Source organism: Salinivibrio sp. MA351 (assembly GCF_001996065.1).
GTDB lineage: Bacteria > Pseudomonadota > Gammaproteobacteria > Enterobacterales > Vibrionaceae > Salinivibrio > Salinivibrio costicola.
Genome location: NZ_MUFG01000018.1, coordinates 13,744 through 36,850, shown reverse-complemented (window position 1 = coordinate 36,850; position 23,107 = coordinate 13,744). Strand labels below are relative to the sequence as shown.

Genomic DNA, 23,107 nt, shown 5'->3' with positions numbered 1-23,107 from the left:
CCCGCGTGCTGTACTAGACTGTCAGGGGCAAAGACGCCCCTGATTTATCGCTCAAGCGCCAGTATCTCATCCACCAGCTCAGGCACTAAGGTGCTTGCTTTGCCGTAGCGCCGTTCATCAAACTCGCTCTCAACCGCACTGGGTTCGAGGTTGATTTCAATTGTATGCGCGCCATGCATTGCCGCTTCATGCACAAAGCCCGCCGCGGGATACACTGCCCCCGATGTCCCTATAGAGATAAACAAATCCGCTTTATTTAACGCCTCATGGATTTTCCCCATGCCCCATGGCATTTCACCAAACCAAACAACATGAGGCCGCAAAGGTGCCGGCATTTGACAACAGTGACAGTGGTCAGAAACCGAAATATCACCTTTCCAATCAATGGTTTGCTGAGAGTGACTACAGCGTGCCTTTAATAGTTCGCCATGCATATGAATAATATGATGGGTGCCAGCTCGCTCATGGAGATCGTCAATATTTTGTGTCACCACCAGCACAGAGGCATGGGTTGTTTTTTCCAAGTAAGCCAAGGCGTTATGGGCAAGGTTTGGGCTCACTCCCGACTGTAATTGTCGACGGCGATCATTATAAAACTGCTGCACTAATGTTGGATTGCGCTCAAACCCCTCAGGCGTTGCAACATCTTCAATGTGGTGTTCTTCCCACAAGCCATCTTGATCACGGAATGTTTTTATCCCTGATTCCGCTGATATGCCAGCGCCGGTTAAAATTACGATGTGTTGATAAGGGAATGTCATACGCCTATCCTTGATAATTCATTAACCTACGCCATTTATACCACTCTCGCCTTTACCATTGAAGCATTGTGGTTTTAGACCTTAGTCGTTGACATAACTCACAAATAAGCGATGTAACGACTGGCTAGACCAATGCTTGGTACTGCTTGGGTTACAATGGCCGCTTATTTCTCGTATCTGTTACTCACTATGAATTTAGAACATTATTATTCTGAGCAAGATGGAAAACTGATTTTTACTCGCCAACAAGCGAGTGACTTTGCGAAACGCGTTGCCGGTGACTTTAACCCCATTCATGATACCGATGCGTCACGATTTTGTGTGCCGGGAGATCTGCTCCTTTCTATTTTGCTCGCAAAAACGGGGATCAGTGAGGAAATTGAAATTCAGTTTAATGGCATGATCAGTGCCAACACCCCTTTAACTATCGTTGAAACAGATGAGGAAGTCACTGTCGTCGACGATGATCAAAAGCGCTACCTAACAATGACTCGACGCGGCGCGGTGCGCCATGATCAGGCATTGGCGACCGAAATAGCTACTCATTATGTTCAGTTTTCTGGTAAGAACTTCCCCCACATCATGGTGCCACTGATGCGTGAGCAACAGATGATGATAAACACCGATCGCCCATTGGTGATGTATGAAAAAATGAGCCTAGCATTCGACGATTTATCGATTGCCTCTGCGCAAGTCGAGCTCTCCGATTCAGCAATGCATGTCAGCGGAAAACGAGGAAAAGTCGAGCTCGCCTTCGATTTTATCGTTAACGGCCAACAAGTCGGTCACGGATGCAAGACCATGGTAGCCAGTGGATTACGCCCCTATTGCGAAGCGGCAATTCAAGACCTGGTTGAGCGATTTAATCAGCGAAAAGACGCTTACAGCACCATATAGCCCCGTGACTTAATAGTGTCCTATCGGCCCTGAAGCTCGCTAGTCAGGGCCACTCACAGTGATGAAATCGCCCAGTGAATACTGATTCCCTAGAAGCCGTGCCAACTAGAAGCAGTGCTGAATAGCCAAATACTTATTGCGAATATGCTCAATCAATAAGCGTACCTTTTTCGGCGGTTGACGTGTAAACGGATAAACCGCGTAAATCCCAAGTTTTTTTCCCACTTGATCAGGGAAAAGATCAATCAAATCCCCTTCGATTAAATCGTTATACACCAAACAGCGCGGCACATAAGCGATCCCATGACCACTCAACGCTCCCTGGCGCAATGCAATCGGGTTATCCGTAGACAGATTACCTGTCACTTTGATGACTTGATTTTTATCCTCGCCTTTAAACTCCCAATCACTCGCACCTGTGGTCTGATACGCGTATTGCAAGCAGTTATGCTGTTTAAGCTCAATGGGGTGCTGAGGCCTGCCGTGGCGAGCAATATAGCCTGGTGCTGCACATACGACCCACTGAGAATCGAGAATATGGCGAGCGATAAGACTCGAGTCTTCCAAGTACCCTGTACGGATCACTAAATCGAAGCCTTCATCAATCAAATCGACGAAGCGGTTGTTCAAAGACATATCAATATTCAAGCCGGGATATTGACCACAAAACTCAGCGACCGCTTCGGCTAACAATAACTCACCCGAGATTGTCGGGACGGATATCTTTATCTGCCCAGTAATCGCTTCTCCAAGTCCTGCAACAGCATCAAACGCTTCATCAGCGGCCTGCTTCACAGTTTTTGCACCTTGGTACAAGGTACGCCCTGCATCAGTAAGGGTCAGTTTGCGCGTTGTACGGTACAAAAGCTGCACGCCTAAGCCTTCTTCAAGCTTTTTAACACGTTTGCTAACTACGGAATTTGTCAGGGAATTTATTTCCGCGACCTTACTAAAAGAACCATACTCAACAACTTGAGCAAAAAGAACGAGATCATCTGTTTTAGGCATATTGTGTCAGTAATGGAAGTAATTATTTTCATTATTTCCATATATCAGAGAAATGTAAACGCGTAATGTCACACCTTGTTAACATTACGTCACCGAGCTGTCAGCAAAATAACAACACATGAGTGACGCCACTTTTTTACGTGATTTAACGGAAGAGACGCCCAACTAAGGAATACTTATGACAGATACCCTCTACGCCCTCGTTGCGTTCTCACCCATTGTGGTGGCTGCTATTTTACTGGTGGGGTTAAACTGGCCTGCCAAAAAGGCGATGCCGGTTGCCTTTATCATGACAGTCTTGATCGCACTATTCCAGTGGCAAATGAGCGCAGCCCGCGTATCGGCCTCTATTGCCCAAGGACTCATTATCACCGCCGCTGTCCTGTGGATCGTGTTTGGTGCCATCCTTTTACTTAACACGTTAAAGCACACAGGCGCGATCACCGTGATTCGAAATGGTTTTACCACTATCTCGGACGACAGGCGAATACAAGCCATTATCATCGCTTGGTGTTTCGGCTCTTTTATTGAGGGAGCATCTGGGTTTGGGACACCTGCTGCAATTGCCGCGCCACTCTTGGTTGCCATCGGTTTCCCTGCGCTTGCAGCGGTAGTGGTCGGCATGATGATCCAGTCAACCCCTGTGTCATTCGGCGCCGTGGGGACCCCCATTATCGTCGGGGTTAATAAAGGATTAGACAGTCATGCTATTGGTCAGACCCTCACCGCCAACGGCAGCGATTGGGCCACCTACTTGCAGGCAATTACCACGCAAGTCTCGTTTATTCATGCGGTGATCGGCACCCTTATGCCGCTGCTCATGGCTATGATGCTGACCCGTTTTTTTGGAAAAAATAAAAGCTGGAAAGAAGGCTTGGCGGTCGCGCCTTTTGCGATTTTTGCTGGTTTAGCCTTTACGGTTCCCTACGCGCTCACCGGCTGGCTGCTCGGCCCGGAGTTTCCATCACTACTCGGCGGGCTCGTCGGTATTGTGCTGGTCACGATAGCCGCCCGGAAAGGATTTCTTGTTCCCAAGACGCAGTGGGACTTTGATGATGAATCCACGTGGCCGACACATTGGCTAGGATCATTAAAAATGGACCTTAAAATCCAAGATAAACCCATGAGCATGGCAATGGCTTGGACGCCCTATATACTATTAGCTGTCTTCTTGGTGATTAGCCGCATCAGCCCAACCGTTAAAACCGCACTCACGGATGTGAGCTTAAGTTTCTCCGCTCTGTTTGGTGAAACGGGCATCAATGCCGCCATTCAGCCTTTATATCTCCCTGGGGGCATTCTGGCATTTGTGGCCTTACTCGCCGTCTTATTACAAGCTCGTCAATTAGCCCCACTAATGACAGCTGCACGGGAGTCGAGTAAAACACTGATCGGCGCCGGCTTTGTCTTGGTCTTTACGATTCCAATGGTGCGTATTTTTATCAACTCAGGCGTGAACGGTGCCGAACTCGTCAGTATGCCCGTGATGACCGCACGATTTGCCGCTGATCTGGTCGGCGATGGCTTCCCAGCGCTGAGTGCAACAATTGGCGCATTAGGCGCATTTATTGCCGGTTCAAACACCGTTTCGAACATGATGTTTAGTCAATTTCAGTTTGAAGTCGCACAGACCCTGGGCGCATCGACGGTGGTTGTCATTGCTCTACAGGCCGTTGGCGCGGCCGCTGGCAATATGATTGCAATACACAACGTCGTCGCCGCCTCTGCAACCGTTGGCTTACTTGGGCGAGAAGGCGCGACGCTCAGAAAAACGATTTTACCCACGCTGTATTATTTAGTCGCGGCCGGCATTATTGGCATTATATTGGTGAACATACTGCAATTTGCTGATGTGCTCACTGTAGCGTAATCTCAATCCATCAGGCCGAGCGTCTCTCGGCCTGCCTCACCACAAGCGGGCCAGCTAGGCTGACCCCAGCCTTTGAAACATGAAGGAAAGGAACGCTTATGAATACCCCATCACGTTTGTCGTCAACCCAGCAGCAAACTTTTCTCTCGACGTTGACGGACATCGTGGGCAAAGACAACCTCCTTACCGATAAAAGCCAAACCCAGCACTATCGCATGGGGTGGCGCTCTGGGGGCGGATCGGCACTGGCCGTGATCTTTCCAACCTCGTTAGTGATGCAATGGCGCGTGCTACAAGCTTGTGTTGCAGCCGATGTGGTCATGATTATGCAAGCGGCTAACACGGGGTTAACCGAGGGCTCTACGCCCAAAGGGGATGACTATGATCGTGATGTCGTTATTATCAACACCACCCGCCTCGACGGATTACAATTGATTGATGATGGCAAGCAAGTGATCAGTTTCCCTGGCACCACACTGCATCACTTAGAGAAAACGTTGCGTCCCCACCATCGAGCGCCTCACTCGGTCATCGGCTCGTCGTGTATTGGCGCCTCAATTGTCGGCGGCGTGGCGAACAACTCAGGGGGAGCGCTAGTGAAGCGTGGCCCAGCTTATACGGAATATTCGCTATTCGCGCAACTGACTGAACACGGTGAATTAGTACTGGTCAACCATTTAGGTATTGCCCTGGGTGACGACCCAGAAACCATACTCTCTCGCGTTGAAAAAGGGGATTACCGTCGCGAAGACGTTGTGTTTGACGACCGTAAAGCCTCCGCCCATGACTATGAGCACATCTTGCGTGATGTCGATGCCGACAGCCCTGCTCGTTATAACGCAGATAAACGTCGCCTGCATGAAGTAAGCGGGTGTGCCGGTAAACTCGCTGTGTTCGCTGTGCGACTAGACACCTATCCTATCCCTGAGCGCGAGCAAGTTTTTTATCTGGGTACCAATGATCCAGATGTCTTCAATACGCTGCGTCGACGTGTACTGTCTGAATTGTCGCATTTGCCAGAGGTCGGTGAATACATGCACCGTGATGCCTTTAATATCGCCGAGCGTTACGGAAAAGACGTGTTTCTCGCGATTGGGCAACTGGGTACCGATTCAATCCCCAAGATGTTTGCCTTAAAAGCCCAGATCACCGCCTGGTTAGACAAAGTACCGCTGCTGCCTAAGTCCTTACCCGACAAAGTGATGCAGTATGCCAGTCAATTATTTCCTCAGCATTTACCCAAACGCATGTTGGCATTTCGCGATCGATATGAGCATCACTTGATCGTGAAAGCCTCTGACGAGGGCATTAATGAGATATCCGCCTTTTTAAGCCGCTTTTTTGCCGAGCACCCAGACAGTGACTATTTTGCCTGTAATGCGGATGAAGCCAAAAAAGCGATGTTGCATCGTTTTGCCGCCGCCGGTGCAGCGATCCGCTATCACATTATGCACCACCGGGATAGTGAAGACATTTTGGCTCTCGACATTGCACTAAAACGTAATGAAACCGAATGGCAAGAACACTTGCCCGAAGAGATTGAACAAAACATAGTGACAAAGCTCTATTACGGCCATTTCTTCTGTCATGTGTTTCACCAAGACTATGTGATCAAAAAAGGCGCAGACGTGGCAGCAATCAAAGCTAAGATGCTGGCGCAATTAGAAACCCGCGGCGCGAAATATCCGGCAGAGCATAATGTGGGACACCTTTATGCGGCAGAGCCCGATTTAGCCAACTTTTATCATCAGCTTGATCCAACCAACAGCTTCAACCCTGGGATCGGAAAAACCGGCAAGAAAAAGTACAGCACCGATTGCCAATGTCTTGACCATCAATTGCGGCACCCAACCTCGGGCACCCAACCTCGGATACCGTGACCAAGACAGCAACGTCAGGCTCATCGACAACCGCATCTCACTAGCCGCCGAACAACAAGCGAGTCAAGTCGCGCCTAGAGTGCGACTTTTTCTCGTATAAAGCGGGCAAAACGTGGGATCCCTTTATCCGTCACGCCGTTATAACGTACGACAATGGTCTGCCCCTTCTCAGGCGGGCGTTGACGCTGTTGATCGGTAAAACCAGAGCCAACGTTAAACACAGTGCCATCCGCCATCTGCACTTGGAGTGATCCCATCATTCCGGTCAAACGTCCCTGCCCCGGATTCATTCCCACCACAGACACATCGACTTCTTGGTAAGCCTTAAGCTTGACCAAGCTATCAACGCGCGCGCCAAGGTATAACTCTCTGGATGATGCAGCATCAGCCCTTCGCCACCCGCGTCGGTGATTTGAGCCAAGCGATCGGCCAGTGCTTGGTCATTGGCCACCGGCTGCTGCTCAACCCACTGGATCACGTCGCCTCCTTGCTCGGCCAGACGTTTTAATGCCAGATAGCGCTCAGCAAAGGGGCCTGGATGTTGTGGAAGATCGAACACGTAAAAACCAATACGTTGCCAGTCACTGTCATTTGGCGTCTTATCAAGCACCGTTCGCAATACGGTTTGAAATTCACCGCGCCCAGCCCATAACTCCCCATCAAGGGGCACATTAGGCAAGGCAGCCAGAAACGATTGCGGTGCATGAATGGGATTCCCCTGGAATGCCGTCTAGCTTCTCACTCGCCCAAAAGCCTTGATAGCTTTGTGACGCTAACTGCCCATCCACGCCGTGCATCAATGCCGGTGCCGATGGAGCACTCAATGATATGGCCGGGGATAGCACACAAGCAGAAAGCAAACCAATACTGAGCCGGTTAATATATCGCATCATTGTCCTCCTTATCGCATAAGGCTAAAGGCTAACCAGAATCTAAGCCTAAGCGGTAAAAGGAAGATGATTTTGGCAGTAAGCTAGCAACAGTTATTGTTCGGTAGTGAGCTTTGCAATGCATCGTGATAACTGACTTGCGGGCTTTTTTATGCCTGGTGGGAAAAGGCATAGATGAAGGTGCCATTTTTGATCACATCAATCACACGAGATGATAAATCAGTGGGTAATGCCGGGCATCCCCAGCTTCGTCCAAGACGACCGCTTTGCTCAATCATGGCGGGATTGGCATAGTCAGCACCGTGAATCACAATTGCCCGTTCACGCGCCTTATCATTCAAACCTTCAGAGAGGCCATCTAAGCGCAGCGAATAGCCGTGTTTGCCGTGATACGTTTCCGCTGCACGATAAATGCCGAGGGATGTTTGTCGCGAATTGACGCGATTAGAAAACGTCTTGGCATACAGATTCCCGCTGTTCTTGCCATGCGAGACGTACGAACGAAAAAGGACATTACGCGTTTTGACATTAATCACCCAAAAGCGTTTCTCGGTCGACGGCTTACCATAATCAATCAACGTCATCACAGGTTTGGCACTGTGATGCTGGGAAAAGTGACGGTAGGCATCGGCAAAAGCGTGATAAGACACCTCTCCTTCAAGGTGAAGGGATTGATATAGCCCACTGACGTCATCTTTAAAGCTGGCCAATACGGGATGAGAGATGCTCAACGTAAGTAAGCCCAACAGCCCAAGTCCCCAAGAGGGAAGAATGAATCGCATCATGATGTGCTCCTTGTTTTGCCACTGCAATACAGGCTATCTAGTTAGCGTGCCTGTATTGACAAAAACAAAAACCGTGCCATAAAGACACGGTTTCATTAGCTATTGATAGTTAAGTAATTTAATCAGCTCACCGCAGACCGACGTACACGCGCAAGTCGACGGTGGCAGAAGGTTGCCACAATTAAAGCGCAGCCATTGCGTTTTTGATCCGCTTATCAGACACCGGGTACGGGGTACCCAATTGCTGAGCAAAGTAACTCACGCGTAGCTCTTCAATCATCCAACGAATCGCCTTCACCTCATCAGGCACCGGCTTTCCTTTTGGCAGCTTGTTATACAGCGTTTTATAGTCGTTCATGACCGACTCTATCTTGAGCATATGGTTACGATCGCGCGTCGGATCGACGGGTAATTTTTCTAGTCGACGCTCTATCGCCTTCATATAGCGCAAAATATCCGGCAGCCGCTCCCAACCACAGTAGGTGGCAAACCCTTTGTATATCAAGCCTTCCAATTGCGCTTTAATATCAGACATAGCAAATGCCATCGACAAATCTACTTTGCCTTTCAGTTTTTTGTTGATAGTAAACGCATGCGTCAGGATTTGCTCAACGTGCTGAGCAATGTCGACCACTGTATCGCCTAGCTCTGCACGCACGGTTTCTTTTAACGACTCAAACTCGGCCTCTTCCCAAGTAAGGCCGCCGTGCTGAGCAATTAATTTATCGACGCCACAAGCAATACAATCATCGATTAAATCCAGCACACGCCCATAGGGGTTAAAGTACAGCCCCAGCTTTGATTTGTTGGGTAAATGTGCATGAAGATACTTAATCGGCGATGGCACATTGAGTAAAATCAACCGGCGCTGTCCGGCCTGCATCGCTTTTAGTTGCTGATCTTCCGTTTCAAATAAGCGAATCGCGACGCTGTCTTTTTCATCCACCAGTGCCGGGTAAGCCTTGACTTCAAAGCCATGTTTTTTTTGCTGATAACGCGATGGCAAACGGCCAAAGTGCCATTGCGTGATCCCTTGCTGCTCAATGTCATCATCTGCCACGTCCGACAAGGTGGCCTGAACCTGATCTTTGAGTGACACCTTGAGCGCGTTCAGATCTTCGCTTTCCGCGAGGGTTCGATTTTTATCATCGACGACGCGGAACTGCATCCGCAAATGCTCTGGAAGTTGGCTGAAGTTCCAGCTTTCACGCGCAATCGTCACCCCTGACATCTGCTTAAGGGCTTTTTCCATACTATCTAGCAAAGGCGCCTCTAGTGGCGTCACGCGCTGTAAGATTGCATCGGCATAGTTGGGGGCCGGGACAAAGTTACGACGTAACGGCTTAGGCAAGGATTTGATCAATGCGACAATCAGCTCATGACGCAGACCCGGCACATGCCAATCAAAGCCCTCTTCAGATACCTGGTTGAGAATTGGTAACGGAATATGCACCGTGACCCCATCATGATCTTGCCCAGGTTCAAACTGATAACTGAGCTTGAGTTTGACGTTATCTTGATACCAAACGTTGGGATAATCTAACTCGGTGACATGGCTCGCATCACCTTGCAGCAGCATGGCTTTTTCGAAATTCAGTAAATCGGGATCGTCCTGACGGGCTTTTTTCCACCAGCTATCAAAGTGGCGACCACTGACCACACTGTGATCGAGACGCTGGTCATAAAAATCAAACAAGGTGTCATCGTCTGCCAAAATATCGCGGCGACGCGATTTAAGCTCTAGCTCTTCTACCTCTGCAAGCAGCTTTTGATTTTGACGGAAAAAGGCGTGCTTAGTCTGCCAGTCGCCTTCAACCAGCGCCGAGCGAATAAATAGTTCGCGGCTGAGCACAGGATCAATCGGGCCATAGTTTACTTTGCGGCTGGCAATAATCGGGATCCCGTATAAGGTCACTTTTTCGCTTGCCATGACCGCCGCCTGCTTCCGAGACCAATGCGGCTCACTGTAGGTGCGCTTAATCAGATGCTGCGCCAAGGGTTCGACCCACTCGGGTTGGATCCGCGCGGCAATTCGCCCCCATAATTTGGAGGTTTCGACCAGCTCGGCCACCATCACCCATTTAGGCTGTTTTTTAAATAAGCCCGATCCAGGAAAAATATGGAAACGTGCATTGCGGGCACCTTGGTAATCGTTCTTCTCTTGGTCTTTTAAACCAATATGACTCAACATGCCGGCGAGTAAAGCCATATGCACAGCCTGATAGTTTGCCGGCTCTTGGTTAAATGCGCTGTTTTGCTCTTTCATTACCTGGGTAATTTGGTAGTGGACATCTTGCCACTCTCGTACACGCAGGTAGTTGAGGTAGTCTTTTTTACACTGCTTGCGGAACTGGTTATTCGACAGCAATTGTTGCTGCTCTTTCACGTAGCCCCACAGATTGACATACGCTAAAAAGTCGGATTCTTTATCGGCAAACCGGCGGTGCTGCTCATCGGCTTGTTGCTGTTTGTCCGCCGGACGCTCACGCGGATCTTGAATCGCCAGCGCGGCAGCAATCACCATCACTTCATTGAGTGCCCCATACTTAGGCGCTTCAATCACCATGCGCGCTAAACGCGGATCAATCGGAAGCTTGGCCAGGGTTTTGCCCACTCCCGTCAGCTGACGCTTGGAGGCCACTTGTCCGGATTTAATTGCCCCCAGCTCTTCGAGTAAGCGCACACCGTCTTTAATGTGACGGCTATCAGGTGGCTGAACAAACGGAAAGGCTTGAATATCACCCAGACCAAGCGCCGTCATTTGCAAAATCACCGACGCCAGATTGGTTCGAAGAATTTCCGGATCGGTAAACTCAGGTCGACCTAAAAAATCGTCTTCGCTATAAAGGCGAATACAAATCCCTTCTGACACACGCCCGCAACGGCCCTTACGCTGGTTGGCACTGGCTTGCGAAATTGGCTCAATGGGCAACCGCTGTACCTTGGTGCGGTAGCTATAGCGTGAAATGCGCGCCGTACCCGGATCAATCACATACTTGATCCCCGGGACCGTCAACGAGGTTTCTGCGACGTTGGTGGCCAGTACAATCCGTCGCCCAGAATGAGATTGAAAAACACGATTTTGTTCGCCGGCAGAAAGCCGAGCATAGAGCGGTAAAATCTCGGTATCCCGTAACTGGCGACGTTGCAAGTGATCGGCCGTGTCACGAATTTCTCGCTCACCATTCATAAAGATCAGAATGTCGCCTGGCCCTTCGGTGCAAAGCTCATCGACGGCTTCGCTAATCGCTTCAAGCTGATCGCGGTCGCTTTCATCGTCTTCAGCAGCCAACGGACGATAGCGCACGTCAACCGGATAAGTGCGGCCAGACACCTCAATCATGGGGGCATTGTTGAAATGCTTAGAAAAACGTTCTGGGTCGATGGTCGCCGAGGTGATGATGACTTTTAAGTCGGGACGCTTTGGCAGCAACTCGCGCAAATAGCCGAGAATAAAGTCGATATTGAGGCTACGTTCATGCGCTTCATCGATGATAATGCAGTCATACTGATTGAGATAACGATCATGCTGAATTTCTGCCAACAAAATCCCGTCAGTCATCAGCTTTACTTGAGTCGCATCTGACACCTTGTCGTTAAAACGCACTTTATAGCCGATACTACGGCCAAGCTCGACATCAAGCTCATCGGCAATGCGAGAAGCAACAGATCGCGCCGCCAAGCGACGTGGCTGCGTATGACCAATGGTCCCTGCAACACCCAGCCCTAATTCCATACAAATCTTGGGTAGCTGAGTGGTTTTACCCGATCCCGTTTCACCGGCAATAATCACTACCTGATGGTTGGCAATAGCCTCGGCAATATCGTCTTTTTTCTGACTAACGGGCAATGCCTCAGGATAACTAATGGTGGGCGTGCTCGTTTGTCGTGATAAAAGGCGCTGCATGCTTTGCGCCATATCCGCGGCGATTTGATCGTAAACGGCCTGTTTGGCATCGTTTTTATTGATTTTCTGCGCACCGTGAATGCGTTTTTTAAAGCGAAAACGGTCTTGCAGCATACAATCGTTTAAGGCTGCAAATAGCGTGTCTGGCGTGTTGTGATGACGTGAACTCAAGGCGATTCCTGCTTACTGCTTAATCTTTTAAGGCGTTTATCAGTGTCACAGCCGATAAWTAAGGTTGATTGGTGTCGCATCCTATCACAAAGTAAAAAGAATCAAACCTGCATAGGATTCGCGCCGTATTCTATGACAGACCTAAATGACTTCGCAGTAGGGAGAAGCGCCATGCTTAAACAGCTATTTAGTAAATTAGAATCTGCCTTTGCGGCCGATCTGGGGCAACAGGGCGATCAGGCAGGCTTATCACGGCATCAAGCGATGGCTGGCCTGCTCAGTGAAGTCGCCATGGCGGATCATGATATTGATGAAAGGGAGAAGGAGACCAAGAAAGCACGGATCTGCCAACTGTTATCGCTTGAGACCACGCAAGCTGAATCGTTACTTGAGCAAGCACGACAACACAGTGAGCATGCAACGTCACTCTATGAATATACCGACAAATTACGCGATCTCGACCCGCACACACGGATTTTGCTTATCGAAGCCATGTGGTCGGTGGCTTACGCTGATGAAAACATCGACCCCTTAGAGGAAGCCGTGATTCGAAAAACGGCCGATCTACTTTATGTCGATCATGCTGACTTTATTCGCGCCAAATTAACGGTTATCGACAACGATGAACGTGACTAGCAACGCGTGGTAGTTAACTCGTTCGCGCACGCATAATCACGGGGCCATTTACCGTGGAGACTTGCTCGAGCGGGGTCGCAAACACCTCTGAAAGTTGGCGATCGGTTAACACCTGCCCAGGGCGCCCAGTGGCAACAAGGCGTCCCTGGTTAAGCAATAATACCTTATCGGCATGTACCAATGTCCGGTTGAGATCGTGATTCGCCATCACAATCGCAATGCCATAAGTTGCTGCCATCATGCTAATTTCTTGGTAGATGATTTCTTGTTGTGCCACATCAAGCCCAGTTGCCGGTTCATCCAGTAATAGCAGACACGCATGAGGGTTAAGTGACGGCAACACTTGCAACAAAGCGCCGGCGAGACGAACACGTTGCCACTCTCCTCCGGACAAGCTATCAATGCGCCGATGGAGTTTATCGGAAACAGCTAAACGCGAGGCGATATGATTCACCGCCTCATCACGTGCACTGCCAGCCATTTGCTGTAAGCTTTGTCTTGGTAAGCTTTGTCCTTGTAAGCTTGATCTTGGTAAACTATCAAGCACCAGATTAAGGTATTCAAACACCGCCATGACGAACGCCGGACGTTGATGCTGCATCAGGTAGCCGCGCCACTGCGCCAATGTTTGCCGGGTTTGACCGCTGAGACGTTGGCTATTGATCGCGATGTGACCAGCTTCTGGCATCTCTAATCCCGACAGAAGCTGTAACAAGGTACTTTTGCCACTGCCATTAGGCCCAATTAAATGCACCACCTGCCCGGCTTCAACGGATAGGGAAAGGGGGAAAAGCCTCGGCGGCAAACTCACATCTTGCGCATGAACCACCATTACCCTGCCCTCACTAACATCCAAATAAACAAAGGTGCACCAATCACACTGGTTACCACGCCGACAGGTAACTCCGCCGAGGGAATAATAAGCCGTCCAATGGTATCCGCACAGACAAGCAATAATGCGCCGGCAAGCGCCGACATTGGCAACAAGTAGCTATTACGGCTGCCCAACCATAAGCGCAAATAATGCGGCACAATTAGGCCAATAAAGCCGATCACACCGGCCGTCGCAACCGATACCCCAACCAGTATGCTCACGAGCACAATCAACTGCCAACGCAGCCGATGAGTATCAAGTCCCAATTGCTGTGCTTGTTGGTCGCCAAGCATGAGTTGATCGAGTTTTTGCCCGTAGCGCCATAATAGCGCAATACAAGGTAACGTTATCGACAATATCGCAACATGCTCTAAACGCATGCCCGATAGCGAACCCATTAACCAAACCATTAATTGGCGTAGGTTAAAGTCGGTGCTGAAATAAAATGCCAATGTCACTCCCGAGCCGGCTAAGATGCTCAGGGCAACCCCCACCAATAAAATTCGGGACGTGGCTAATGCCCGGCGTGCCAACATCACCAATATCAAGGTAAAGGCACTGGCGCCTAGCATCGCAGCAATCGCCATATGCGAGCTTGATACCCACGTAGGTGCAAGCAGCAATAATAAGACGACCGCAATGCTCGCCCCACCGGAGATCCCAAGCACACCCGGCTCAGCCAAAGGATTACCCAGCAATACTTGCAAGCTGGCTCCCGCCATCGCCAGCGACGCTCCTATCAATAATGCAGCTAACACCCGAGGCAAACGCAGCTGGATCAGCAGTTGTTGCGCCAATGGCGAATCGGGCGCGAGCGGATTAATCCAGAGCTCTCCCACACTCAGCGCCACGCCACTGGCTAACAACAAAAGACAGGAAAAAAGACATAACGCGCGCCGCCAACGGATATGTTGGCGGGCGGTGAGTGATGACACTTGCATGGGTCGTTCGACCATCTATTTAGCACATAATAATGCAATGTACTTTACCGACTGAATCAACGGTTGAAAAGCGCTAACGCCCAGCGTGTGGCAAGAGTACGCAATTACGCTGATGTTGTATTCACATACAAGGGCTGGTCGGCATCAGGGCGAAAAGGCGTGGCTAATAATCCAGCACGATGGCCAACCGGCACATTCGCATTGGGGAAGATCACGACCTCACCGTCTTGCTCAGCATAAATGCTCATGCCTTCATCCGTGGCTAAGCATTCACCTTGCTGAAACGGCGTAAAGTTCTTCGCCGAGGATGAAAACGTCAGCGCAAACTGCTCGGTGTGTTTCGTCAACGTGCGTGTTACTCGATAAAAACGCATGGGTGTCAGTGTCGAGGGCAACGCAGTCTCGCTAAGGAGCGTGCGTAATGTCTGATTAAGCGGTGCATACTCACGCATGTCGTTCTCATACAGTGGCGCAACACGCCCCATTTCTAAGGTCGCCGCCAAGGCATCATGATGGTTGGCGCTGTACCAGCTGAATGTGGGGGATGGCGATTGTGACAGAACACTCGCATCCATTTGCGCATCGTTGAGCAAGGCCGCCAGTGGGCGTACATCCGTCGCTTTAGACGTCGTGGGGATCACGCCAAACATATAGTGGAAAGAGTCGCGAATAGCGCTGTGTAAATCCAAGTGCCAACGCTGCATTGACGCGGGCTGCGCCGCAAAAAAGTCACTGACTGCTTGCTGTAGCTGGTTAGCCAAGTGGTGTTCTTCGTTTTTTTCTTGATTCCAGCCACCAAAAAGTCGGTTCAAGTTATCTTCGATAAACCGGGTATGGGCTTTAATGGCTTCTGCATGACCAATAATAAGCAGTAACGGCACCGTCGGAATCAATGCGCCACTGAGAATATCGGCCAGCAACCCGTCAATCAGCTCAATCGGTGCGGTTTCATCGCCATGGATCCCCGAAGATAAAACCACGCAACGCGAGACCGTGGGGTTGTCAGGTTGGATGCGAACCACACCGGGCATGTGGTGTGTAAAGGTCAGAGACGACTGCTGCCATTGGTCGGCTTGGAACGCGTGAGGCGCGGTCAGGGCGGCATCAATAAAGGCGCCTGGGCGTGCTGTCAGCATAATGCTTCCTTTTATTACAACTAGACAACAAAACGTTACAACGAGATAACCAATAACCCCAGTGTTTTATCCTGACAATGTGATCATGTATAGACAAATTAAAAAGCCGTGAACCAAAGGCACACGGCTTTCTATTGTGGTGCTATCACCACCGACAAGTTGATATAGGCTTACTTTTCAACTTCTGCATTTTCAACTCGTGCTTTAAGCTTTTGGCCGGGTCGAAAAGTGACAACACGACGCGCCGTGATCGGAATATCTTCCCCTGTTTTAGGGTTTCGACCGGGGCGTTGATTCTTGTCTCGCAAATCAAAATTACCAAAACCGGACAGTTTGACTTGCTCGCCACTTTCAAGCGCTTTTCGTACTTCTTCAAAAAACACTTCGACTGTATCCTTGGCGTCCCGTTTGCTAATCCCGATATTTTCAAACAGGTTCTCAGCCAAATCGGCTTTCGTGAGCGCCATAGGTTTTCCCTCAAGAATTGTTTAACATATTGGCAATACCGCAGTATCGACACCGCCATTCTACACGTGGTCTACGCGTCTTTAGCCCTTGTATTTTAGGAACATTCGAAAACCACTTAAAAACAAGTGTATGCCAACTGGCTGATTTGCGCCAACTTTTTTACATGAAAAAAAATAGCGCCATGTCCAAAAAATTGACCTTTTAAACCAATACGTTACACGTTTATCTGCCGGTACGTCTATAGATGGACAACCTCTGTGGTCAATATTAGACGCTTTTATCAATAATTGAACAATTAATAAACAAATATAGCGAATTTATTCAGTTTTTCAAACGTATAGATGTTAGGCCATTTAGGCATAAAAAAAGCAGCGTTACCGCTGCTTTTTTCACTTAAATGGGGCTAATCTCGCAAGACCACGCCCAGTTTTTCTGAGAGGTTGCGCACGACACCCGACACCGCGTCACTGATATCGGCCTCTTCTAGGGTGCGCTCATCCGATTGCAAAATAAGTGCTATCGCTAAGCTCTTCTTCCCGTCTTCTACCCCTTTACCGGTATACAGGTCGAAAAGTTGCGCATCTTTAATCAGCGCATTACCGCTTTGTAAACACGCAGCGACTACATCGCCTGATGCGAGCGACTCATCAGCAATCACCGCAATATCACGACGGTTTGCAGGGAACTTGGACAGACCGGCCGCTTCAGGAATAAAGCGCGTATCAATCGCTTGCCATTCCAGCTCAAACACCACGGTGCGCCCATTTAAGCCAAACTCGCGTTCTAGCTCTGGGTGTAGCGTACCAATATAGCCGACAACATTGCCATCAAACTCAATCGCTGCAGTTTGGCCTGGGTGCATCGCGGGATGAGAGGCTGACACAAAGCGGAAATCATTCAACTGACCGGTTAGCTCAAGCACCGCTTCCAGATCCCCTTTTAAGTCAAAGAAATCAACCGTTGCGCTGGTCAGATCCCAATGCTCTTCGCTACTTGGTCCGGCAATAACCCCGGCAAGCATCCGCTCTTGGCGAATGTTATCTTGACGTATGTCACCGCTCATATCGCCTTCAGGCGTGAAGCGTAAACCAAACTCAAACAAACGCACGCGCGGTTGTTGACGCTTTTGATTATAGGCCACCGTATTGAGCAAACCAGGTAATAAGCTTAAGCGCATCGCGGACATATCCGCCGAGATGGGGCTTGGCAGGATTAACGGCGCCACATTCGGCACAATCAACGCCTGTTGCTTGGGCTCAACAAAGCTATAAGTGATCGCTTCATGGAAACCACGGTCAACCAGAAGATCACGTACACGCTTGAGTGGCATCGCCGCTTCTTTATATTCGCGCATGGTGAGCGCAGCTTTCGGCGCACGGGTCGGAATATTGTCGTAGCCATAGATACGACCCACTTCCTCAATCAAATCTTGCTCGATGGCAATATCAAAACGCCAGCTTGGTGCCGTTGCTTCCCAACCTTGATCGGTGGTCGTCACCGCACAGCCTAAGCGGGTCAAAATGGCATCGACATCCTTGTTGTCAATAGCATGCCCGAGTAAACCATCGAGCTTGGTACGACGAAGCGTGACAGTGTCACGAACCGGCAAGGTGTTAGTGGACTCAGCCGTCACAATCTCGCCCGCTTCGCCGCCACAGATAGCCAGCAATAATTCAGTGGCTCGCTCCATCGCTGCGGCTTGCAGTGCCGGATCAACCCCGCGCTCAAAGCGGTGAGATGAATCTGTGTGTAGACCATAGCTACGTGCACGACCACGAATCGCTTCCGGGGCAAAAAAGGCTGACTCTAACAGAATATCTTGGGTTTCTGTGGTCACACCTGACTCTTGGCCGCCAAAAATGCCCGCCATCGCCAACGCTTTTTTCTTATCCGCAATAACGAGCGTTTGCGCATTTAGTTTGGCTTCATTGCCATCAAGTAAGGTCAGTGCTTCGCCTTCTTTGGCTAAACGCACCACGATGCCACCTTCAATCTTGCCAAGATCAAACGCATGCATTGGCTGACCTTGCTCAAGCATCACATAGTTGGTGACATCCACCACAGGATCGATAGAACGAATACCACTGCGACGCAGTTTTTCTTGCATCCACAACGGGCTCTGCGCATTAAGATCAACGTTTTTTACCACACGGCCCAGATAACGTGGGCACGCTTGCGGCGCATCGATGCGCACCGATACTTTGTCTTCAATGCTGGCAGCAACAGGCGTAATGGTAGGCTCTGTTACATCGGTGCGGTTTAATACGCCCACTTCACGCGCCAAGCCACGTAGGCTCAAACAATCAGCGCGGTTTGGGGTCAAATCCACATCGATGGTGACATCGTTGAGTGCAAGATAATCACGGATGTCAGTACCAATCGGCGCGTCAGCGGGCAATTCGATAATGCCATCCGATTCCACATCGATACCCAGCTCGGTGAACGAGCACAACATACCGAATGATGGCTGGCCGCGTAGCTTGGCCTTTTTGATTTTAAAATCACCCGGCAATACCGCTCCAACCATGGCTACCGCCACTTTTAAGCCTTGGCGACAATTCGGCGCACCACAGACAATATCCAGTAACTCATCGTTACCTACATTAATTTTAGTGACCCGCAGTTTGTCTGCGTCAGGGTGTTGACCACATTCCACCACTTCACCCACAACCACACCGCTAAACTCGCCAGCCACGGGGGCAATCTCGTCAACTTCAAGACCGGCCATGGTGATCTGGTGGGCAAGCGCGTTGGTGTCGTTTGCTGGATTTACCCACTCTCTCAACCAAGATTCACTGAATTTCATTATTACCTTGCCCCACTGATTACTTAAATTGTTTCAAAAAGCGCAGATCGTTCTCGAAGAACGCACGAAGATCATTCACGCCGTAGCGCAACATGGTTAGGCGTTCAACCCCAATACCAAAAGCAAAACCTTGATATTCCTCTGGGTCAATGTTCACCGACCGCAGGACATTGGGGTGAACCATGCCACAACCTAAGATCTCTAGCCATTTGCCACCTTTACGGCGCACATCGACTTCCGCTGAGGGCTCAGTAAACGGGAAATAGGAAGGACGGAAACGTACTTCGAGATCTTCCTCAAAAAAGTTGCGAAGGAAGTCGTTCAAAATACCTTTTAGATCGGCAAAGGTAATGTCTTTATCGACCAGTAAACCTTCTACTTGGTGGAACATGGGCGTGTGCGTTTGGTCGTAATCGTTTCGATAAACACGGCCTGGCGCAATAATACGGAATGGCGGCTTGCCGGCTTCCATGGTCCGGATCTGAACGCCCGAGGTATGGGTACGCAACATCAAATCAGGGTTAAAGAAGAAGGTGTCATGATCGGTACGCGCGGGATGATCGGCTGCGATGTTCAATGCATCAAAGTTATGGAAGCCATCTTCCACTTCGGGTCCAGCTTCCACCGAAAAACCAAGCTCACCAAAAAATTGCTCAATACGCTCAATGGTGCGCGTTACCGGATGCAACCCACCGTTTTCAATCCGGCGGCCTGGCAGGCTCACATCAATGGTTTCGGCGGCCAGTTTGGCTTCTAGCTCAGCACGTTCTAGTGCTTGCTTACGTTCAGCAATCGTCTGCTGCACGGTTTGCTTAGCCTGATTAATCTTCTGACCCGCTTCGCGGCGTTCTTCAGGAGGCAATTTGCCTAAAGCCTGAAGCTGTGCGGTTAACTCACCCTTCTTTCCTAGGTATTTTACCCGGACTTCATCCAATGCAGCCACAGAGGCAGCATCGGCCACCGCATTGGTTGCATTCGCAAGAATTTCTTCTAATTGTTGCATTGTTTCCTCGTCGACCCGTTGGGCAGTCCAAACCAGGTAGGTGCGTGACAATACCTGCTGACATCATGGTTTCACCCATTGTCTGAGCAAACTGACAGAGTCGTCTTGTTATACGCCTCAATGCCAATTGACTGAGAGAACAGGTAATAAATTGACCTTACATACTAATTAATGCCACGACTAATGCCAAACGCTAAACGGCATTTAAGCCATTTTTCCTCGCCATCAGCTACCGGTTTATCCATTTTGTTGGCATAGATGAAGAGTTTGCTATGCTACGAGCCGAGATCTCGACGAATTTGGAGTCAGTATGCAAGACAACAATCATCCTTTACGCGTGTTTGTATCCACCTCGACCCACCCTTGGTTTAATTTGGCGGTGGAAGATACGATTTTCCGTACCATGTCATCAGCGCAAAATGTGCTCTTTCTTTGGCGTAACGACAATACGGTGGTGATCGGGCGTGGTCAAAATGCATGGCGCGAATGCAACACTCGTAAAATGGAACAAGACGGCGTTGTGTTAGCCCGACGCCAAAGCGGTGGTGGCGCCGTGTTTCATGATCTCGGCAATACTAACTTTACCTTTATGGCCGGCAAGCCCGGTTACGACAAGTCGGTATCAACACAAATTGTACTCGACGCGCTGAAAAACCTGGGAATAGATGCCGATGCCAGTGGACGTAATGACCTCACCATGAAGACGCCCGAAGGCCCAAGAAAAATATCGGGCTCTGCCTATAAAGAAACCAAAGATCGCGGCTTTCACCACGGCACCCTATTGATTAATGCCAACTTGTCGCGACTGGGCGATTACCTCAACCCTGATCCCAAAAAGCTGCAAGCCAAGGGCATTACCTCTGTACGCGCGCGGGTAGCGAATATTTCCGATTATGTCCCGGAGATCACCCACCAAGCTTTGTGTGATGCGATCAAAGCTGCATTCTTTAACCACTATGGCAATACCGCTGAGATTGAATACATTTCTCCTGAGGCCAAACCCGATGTCGAAGGCTTTAACGCCATCTATGAAAAACAGTGCAGTTGGGAATGGAATTTTGGCAAAAGCCTGCAATTTATGCATACGTTTGATGAACGCTTCGAATGGGGGGGCGTTGAGCTGCATTTAGATGTAAAAAATGGCGAAATCGCCGACTGTCAGCTATTCACCGATAGCTTAACGCCAGGGCCGATAGAAATACTGGCAAGCCAGTTGATCGGGCAAACCTATCACTCGGAAACACTCTATCAATTTGTCACCAGCCAGGCAGAGGCAAATCCAAGCCACCAGGCCATGTATCAGGATATTGCCCTTTGGCTGCGCCACGCCCTCGCTTGATAGCTAACATATTAATAGTGACTCCCATCACATAATTCCCTCTGTTTTTGATCCCACGCAAAGACGCAAGCAGCTGTCACGTCACTATAGGTGGCAGCTGTTCAGTGCGACAAAATTTCATCATTCGGATAAAACCCATCATTAATGACGGCATTATTGCTTGAATAATAGTTTTTAATTTTGATAAAAAAGCATTAATCTAGTTTTACATATTTTGTTACAAACTGTAGCGAGGTGATCTTTCCAACAAACGTTTCGGCAATGTACTGCACGCCGATTGAAGAAATGCAGGCCCAACAAAACTCACGAATAATTAGATAGTTATGGAAAACCAAAAAACAATACTCGGTCACCCTCGGGGACTTTTTTTACTCTTCGGCACGGAACTGTGGGAGCGCTTTTCCTACTACGCGATGCGTGCGATTTTGGTGCTTTACCTCACCGATCAAACCATCAATGGCGGTTTAGGCTGGTCCACCAAAGACGCGCTAGAGCTGTATGGCTATTACACCGGCCTCGTTTATATCACGCCACTCATCGGCGGTTGGTTTGCCGATAACTTTGTCGGTCAGCGTCGAGCCGTGATTCTAGGTGGTGCCTTAATGGCCATTGGTCAATTTACTCTGGCTTTCCCTGCTCACCAATATGGCTTAGATACGGTACACACTTTATATGCTGGCTTAGCCATACTGATTGCGGGCTCTGGCCTATTTAAACCCAACATCTCGACGATGGTGGGTGACCTTTATCATGAAGGCGATCATCGTCGTGATGGTGCGTTTACCATCTTTTATATGGGCATCAACATTGGCTCATTATTAGCCGGCTTTGTTGCGGGCACAGTGAGCAGCGCTTACGGCTGGCAATATGGCTTTTTTGCTGCCGGTATTGGTATGGTGATTAGCTTGATCATCCAGCTAACCATGGCCAACACTTGGCTAGGTAATATCGGTCGTGTTCCCGCAGCACAACAAGCACGAGATGCCAATCATTCTAAGACCAATGCACCATTGACCAAGCAAGAAATCGATCGCCTTAAAGTCATCTTATTGATGGGTTTGTTCGTGATCATTTTCTGGGCTGGCTTTGAACAGGCTGGCGGGTTGATGAATATTTACACCCAGGAGTACACGGATCGCATGGTGGGTGGGTTTGAAATCCCAGCGGCTTGGTTCCAGTCACTCAACCCTTTCTTCATCATTGTCTGTGCGCCTATAGCGGCATCATTGTGGGTGCGTCTGGGTTCTAAGGAGCCTAGTTCACCGGTCAAATTTGCCATGGCGTTATTCATGCTGGCGCTTGGCTTTTTGTGCATGATCGGGGCCGTGTTAGAGCAAGGCGGCGACACCACGGTGAAAACCTCGATGTTCTGGCTAGTGGGCGCGTTCTTCTTCCACACGTTAGGCGAACTTTGCCTCTCTCCAATTGGCTTATCGCTGGTCACCAAACTCGCACCACTGCGTTTGGCCTCTCTAATGATGGGCGCCTGGTTTGGCTTTAACGCGATTGCTAACTATGTTGCAGGTATTATTGGTTCGCATGTGGGTGACTATGGAGCCATGGCGATCTTCGGTGGCATTGCCGCGACAGCAGCGATTTCAGGTCTGATCTTGCTGACTCTATCCGGTACGCTGATCCGCTGGATGCACGGCGCTGAATCCAATGCTACGCCCAGTGAAGAAATCGAGCAACAACAAGTACAAATTGCCTAACCCCTATGGTGATAGTTAAATCA

General features: G+C 49.6%; 19 protein-coding genes. 6 read left to right on the top strand and 13 right to left on the bottom strand.

Annotation, left to right across the window (positions count from 1 at the left end; translation table 11 throughout):
• Nucleotides 1-44: 44 nt before the first annotated feature.
• Entirely contained in the window at nucleotides 45-761 is a 717-nt protein-coding gene (cobB, locus tag BZG78_RS10520; RefSeq protein WP_021023193.1) for a Sir2 family NAD+-dependent deacetylase, read from the bottom strand.
• 189 nt (nucleotides 762-950) lie between these two features.
• Here cobB and BZG78_RS10515 point away from each other — a divergent pair, with 189 nt between their 5' ends.
• A complete protein-coding gene (locus BZG78_RS10515) occupies nucleotides 951-1,658 on the top strand; it encodes a DUF3581 family protein (protein ID WP_025744392.1) in 708 nt (235 codons plus the stop codon).
• 105 nt (nucleotides 1,659-1,763) lie between these two features.
• Here the strand turns inward: BZG78_RS10515 and BZG78_RS10510 are convergent, their stop codons facing one another.
• Nucleotides 1,764-2,666 (bottom strand): LysR family transcriptional regulator, encoded by a 903-nt coding sequence (locus tag BZG78_RS10510; RefSeq protein ID WP_077460515.1) that lies wholly within the window; start codon nucleotides 2,664-2,666, stop codon nucleotides 1,764-1,766.
• A gap of 178 nt (nucleotides 2,667-2,844) precedes the next feature.
• Between BZG78_RS10510 and BZG78_RS10505 the strand changes: the two genes are divergently transcribed.
• Complete coding sequence (locus tag BZG78_RS10505) at nucleotides 2,845-4,536, top strand: L-lactate permease (protein WP_077661169.1); 1,692 nt, start codon at nucleotides 2,845-2,847, stop codon at nucleotides 4,534-4,536.
• Nucleotides 4,537-4,634: 98 nt separating this feature from the next.
• Nucleotides 4,635-6,416 carry a D-lactate dehydrogenase gene (gene dld / locus BZG78_RS10500; protein WP_077661168.1) on the top strand — a complete coding sequence of 594 codons (1,782 nt, stop codon included), beginning with the start codon at nucleotides 4,635-4,637 and terminating at the stop codon, nucleotides 6,414-6,416.
• 74 nt (nucleotides 6,417-6,490) lie between these two features.
• Here the strand turns inward: dld and BZG78_RS10495 are convergent, their stop codons facing one another.
• From BZG78_RS10495 to hrpA, 5 genes are all read right to left on the bottom strand, one after another.
• Complete coding sequence (locus BZG78_RS10495) at nucleotides 6,491-6,706, bottom strand: hypothetical protein (RefSeq protein ID WP_077661167.1); 216 nt, start codon at nucleotides 6,704-6,706, stop codon at nucleotides 6,491-6,493.
• On the bottom strand, nucleotides 6,703-7,026 hold the full coding sequence (locus tag BZG78_RS10490) for a hypothetical protein (RefSeq protein WP_131826077.1): 324 nt from the start codon (nucleotides 7,024-7,026) through the stop codon (nucleotides 6,703-6,705). The genes BZG78_RS10495 and BZG78_RS10490 overlap by 4 nt, the downstream gene beginning before the upstream one ends.
• Before the next feature lie 61 nt (nucleotides 7,027-7,087).
• The gene (locus BZG78_RS10485; RefSeq protein ID WP_131826076.1) at nucleotides 7,088-7,309 is read right to left on the bottom strand and encodes a hypothetical protein; all 222 of its coding nucleotides are present in this window, start codon (nucleotides 7,307-7,309) and stop codon (nucleotides 7,088-7,090) included.
• Between the two features lie 146 nt (nucleotides 7,310-7,455).
• A complete protein-coding gene (locus BZG78_RS10480) occupies nucleotides 7,456-8,091 on the bottom strand; it encodes a murein L,D-transpeptidase catalytic domain family protein (RefSeq protein WP_236719505.1) in 636 nt (211 codons plus the stop codon).
• A 181-nt stretch (nucleotides 8,092-8,272) separates the two neighbouring features.
• The gene (gene hrpA / locus BZG78_RS10475; protein ID WP_236719508.1) at nucleotides 8,273-12,112 is read right to left on the bottom strand and encodes an ATP-dependent RNA helicase HrpA; all 3,840 of its coding nucleotides are present in this window, start codon (nucleotides 12,110-12,112) and stop codon (nucleotides 8,273-8,275) included.
• A gap of 228 nt (nucleotides 12,113-12,340) precedes the next feature.
• Here hrpA and BZG78_RS10470 point away from each other — a divergent pair, with 228 nt between their 5' ends.
• Nucleotides 12,341-12,805 carry a TerB family tellurite resistance protein gene (locus tag BZG78_RS10470; RefSeq protein ID WP_077661163.1) on the top strand — a complete coding sequence of 155 codons (465 nt, stop codon included), beginning with the start codon at nucleotides 12,341-12,343 and terminating at the stop codon, nucleotides 12,803-12,805.
• Between the two features lie 13 nt (nucleotides 12,806-12,818).
• On the opposite strand, the gene BZG78_RS10465 is transcribed toward BZG78_RS10470, so the two are convergent.
• The 6 genes from BZG78_RS10465 to pheS all read right to left on the bottom strand — a co-directional run bounded on the left by BZG78_RS10465 (nucleotide 12,819) and on the right by pheS (nucleotide 20,033).
• The gene (locus tag BZG78_RS10465) at nucleotides 12,819-13,637 is read right to left on the bottom strand and encodes an ATP-binding cassette domain-containing protein (RefSeq protein WP_077661162.1); all 819 of its coding nucleotides are present in this window, start codon (nucleotides 13,635-13,637) and stop codon (nucleotides 12,819-12,821) included.
• Nucleotides 13,637-14,635 (bottom strand): vitamin B12 ABC transporter permease BtuC, encoded by a 999-nt coding sequence (gene btuC, locus BZG78_RS10460; RefSeq protein ID WP_242413012.1) that lies wholly within the window; start codon nucleotides 14,633-14,635, stop codon nucleotides 13,637-13,639. The genes BZG78_RS10465 and btuC overlap by 1 nt, the downstream gene beginning before the upstream one ends.
• A gap of 89 nt (nucleotides 14,636-14,724) precedes the next feature.
• Nucleotides 14,725-15,756 carry a succinylglutamate desuccinylase gene (locus tag BZG78_RS10455; RefSeq protein WP_077661161.1) on the bottom strand — a complete coding sequence of 344 codons (1,032 nt, stop codon included), beginning with the start codon at nucleotides 15,754-15,756 and terminating at the stop codon, nucleotides 14,725-14,727.
• Nucleotides 15,757-15,926: 170 nt separating this feature from the next.
• A complete protein-coding gene (gene ihfA, locus BZG78_RS10450; protein WP_077460508.1) occupies nucleotides 15,927-16,223 on the bottom strand; it encodes an integration host factor subunit alpha in 297 nt (98 codons plus the stop codon).
• Nucleotides 16,224-16,627: 404 nt separating this feature from the next.
• Nucleotides 16,628-19,030 carry a phenylalanine--tRNA ligase subunit beta gene (gene pheT, locus BZG78_RS10445; RefSeq protein WP_077661160.1) on the bottom strand — a complete coding sequence of 801 codons (2,403 nt, stop codon included), beginning with the start codon at nucleotides 19,028-19,030 and terminating at the stop codon, nucleotides 16,628-16,630.
• Nucleotides 19,031-19,049: 19 nt separating this feature from the next.
• Nucleotides 19,050-20,033, bottom strand: coding sequence for a phenylalanine--tRNA ligase subunit alpha (gene pheS / locus BZG78_RS10440; protein WP_025744396.1), 984 nt, complete (start codon nucleotides 20,031-20,033; stop codon nucleotides 19,050-19,052).
• 310 nt (nucleotides 20,034-20,343) lie between these two features.
• On the opposite strand from pheS, the gene BZG78_RS10435 reads away from it, so the two are divergent.
• Together BZG78_RS10435 and BZG78_RS10430 are read left to right on the top strand one after the other, a co-directional pair.
• On the top strand, nucleotides 20,344-21,372 hold the full coding sequence (locus BZG78_RS10435) for a lipoate--protein ligase (protein ID WP_077661159.1): 1,029 nt from the start codon (nucleotides 20,344-20,346) through the stop codon (nucleotides 21,370-21,372).
• A 323-nt stretch (nucleotides 21,373-21,695) separates the two neighbouring features.
• Complete coding sequence (locus tag BZG78_RS10430) at nucleotides 21,696-23,084, top strand: peptide MFS transporter (RefSeq protein WP_077460505.1); 1,389 nt, start codon at nucleotides 21,696-21,698, stop codon at nucleotides 23,082-23,084.
• Nucleotides 23,085-23,107: the final 23 nt, after the last annotated feature.

Excerpts from the sequence above, each read along its gene's own strand:
- cobB (WP_021023193.1), bottom strand. The coding sequence starts at position 761 with ATGACATTCCCTTATCAACACATCGTAATTTTAACCGGCGCTGGCATA.
- BZG78_RS10515 (WP_025744392.1), top strand. The coding sequence starts at position 951 with ATGAATTTAGAACATTATTATTCTGAGCAAGATGGAAAACTGATTTTT.
- BZG78_RS10510 (WP_077460515.1), bottom strand. The coding sequence starts at position 2,666 with ATGCCTAAAACAGATGATCTCGTTCTTTTTGCTCAAGTTGTTGAGTAT.
- BZG78_RS10505 (WP_077661169.1), top strand. The coding sequence starts at position 2,845 with ATGACAGATACCCTCTACGCCCTCGTTGCGTTCTCACCCATTGTGGTG.
- dld (WP_077661168.1), top strand. The coding sequence starts at position 4,635 with ATGAATACCCCATCACGTTTGTCGTCAACCCAGCAGCAAACTTTTCTC.
- BZG78_RS10495 (WP_077661167.1), bottom strand. The coding sequence starts at position 6,706 with ATGAATCCGGGGCAGGGACGTTTGACCGGAATGATGGGATCACTCCAA.
- BZG78_RS10485 (WP_131826076.1), bottom strand. The coding sequence starts at position 7,309 with ATGATGCGATATATTAACCGGCTCAGTATTGGTTTGCTTTCTGCTTGT.
- BZG78_RS10480 (WP_236719505.1), bottom strand. The coding sequence starts at position 8,091 with ATGATGCGATTCATTCTTCCCTCTTGGGGACTTGGGCTGTTGGGCTTA.
- hrpA (WP_236719508.1), bottom strand. The coding sequence starts at position 12,112 with ATGCTGCAAGACCGTTTTCGCTTTAAAAAACGCATTCACGGTGCGCAG.
- BZG78_RS10470 (WP_077661163.1), top strand. The coding sequence starts at position 12,341 with ATGCTTAAACAGCTATTTAGTAAATTAGAATCTGCCTTTGCGGCCGAT.
- BZG78_RS10465 (WP_077661162.1), bottom strand. The coding sequence starts at position 13,637 with ATGGTGGTTCATGCGCAAGATGTGAGTTTGCCGCCGAGGCTTTTCCCC.
- btuC (WP_242413012.1), bottom strand. The coding sequence starts at position 14,635 with ATGGTCGAACGACCCATGCAAGTGTCATCACTCACCGCCCGCCAACAT.
- BZG78_RS10455 (WP_077661161.1), bottom strand. The coding sequence starts at position 15,756 with ATGCTGACAGCACGCCCAGGCGCCTTTATTGATGCCGCCCTGACCGCG.
- ihfA (WP_077460508.1), bottom strand. The coding sequence starts at position 16,223 with ATGGCGCTCACGAAAGCCGATTTGGCTGAGAACCTGTTTGAAAATATC.
- pheT (WP_077661160.1), bottom strand. The coding sequence starts at position 19,030 with ATGAAATTCAGTGAATCTTGGTTGAGAGAGTGGGTAAATCCAGCAAAC.
- pheS (WP_025744396.1), bottom strand. The coding sequence starts at position 20,033 with ATGCAACAATTAGAAGAAATTCTTGCGAATGCAACCAATGCGGTGGCC.
- BZG78_RS10435 (WP_077661159.1), top strand. The coding sequence starts at position 20,344 with ATGCAAGACAACAATCATCCTTTACGCGTGTTTGTATCCACCTCGACC.
- BZG78_RS10430 (WP_077460505.1), top strand. The coding sequence starts at position 21,696 with ATGGAAAACCAAAAAACAATACTCGGTCACCCTCGGGGACTTTTTTTA.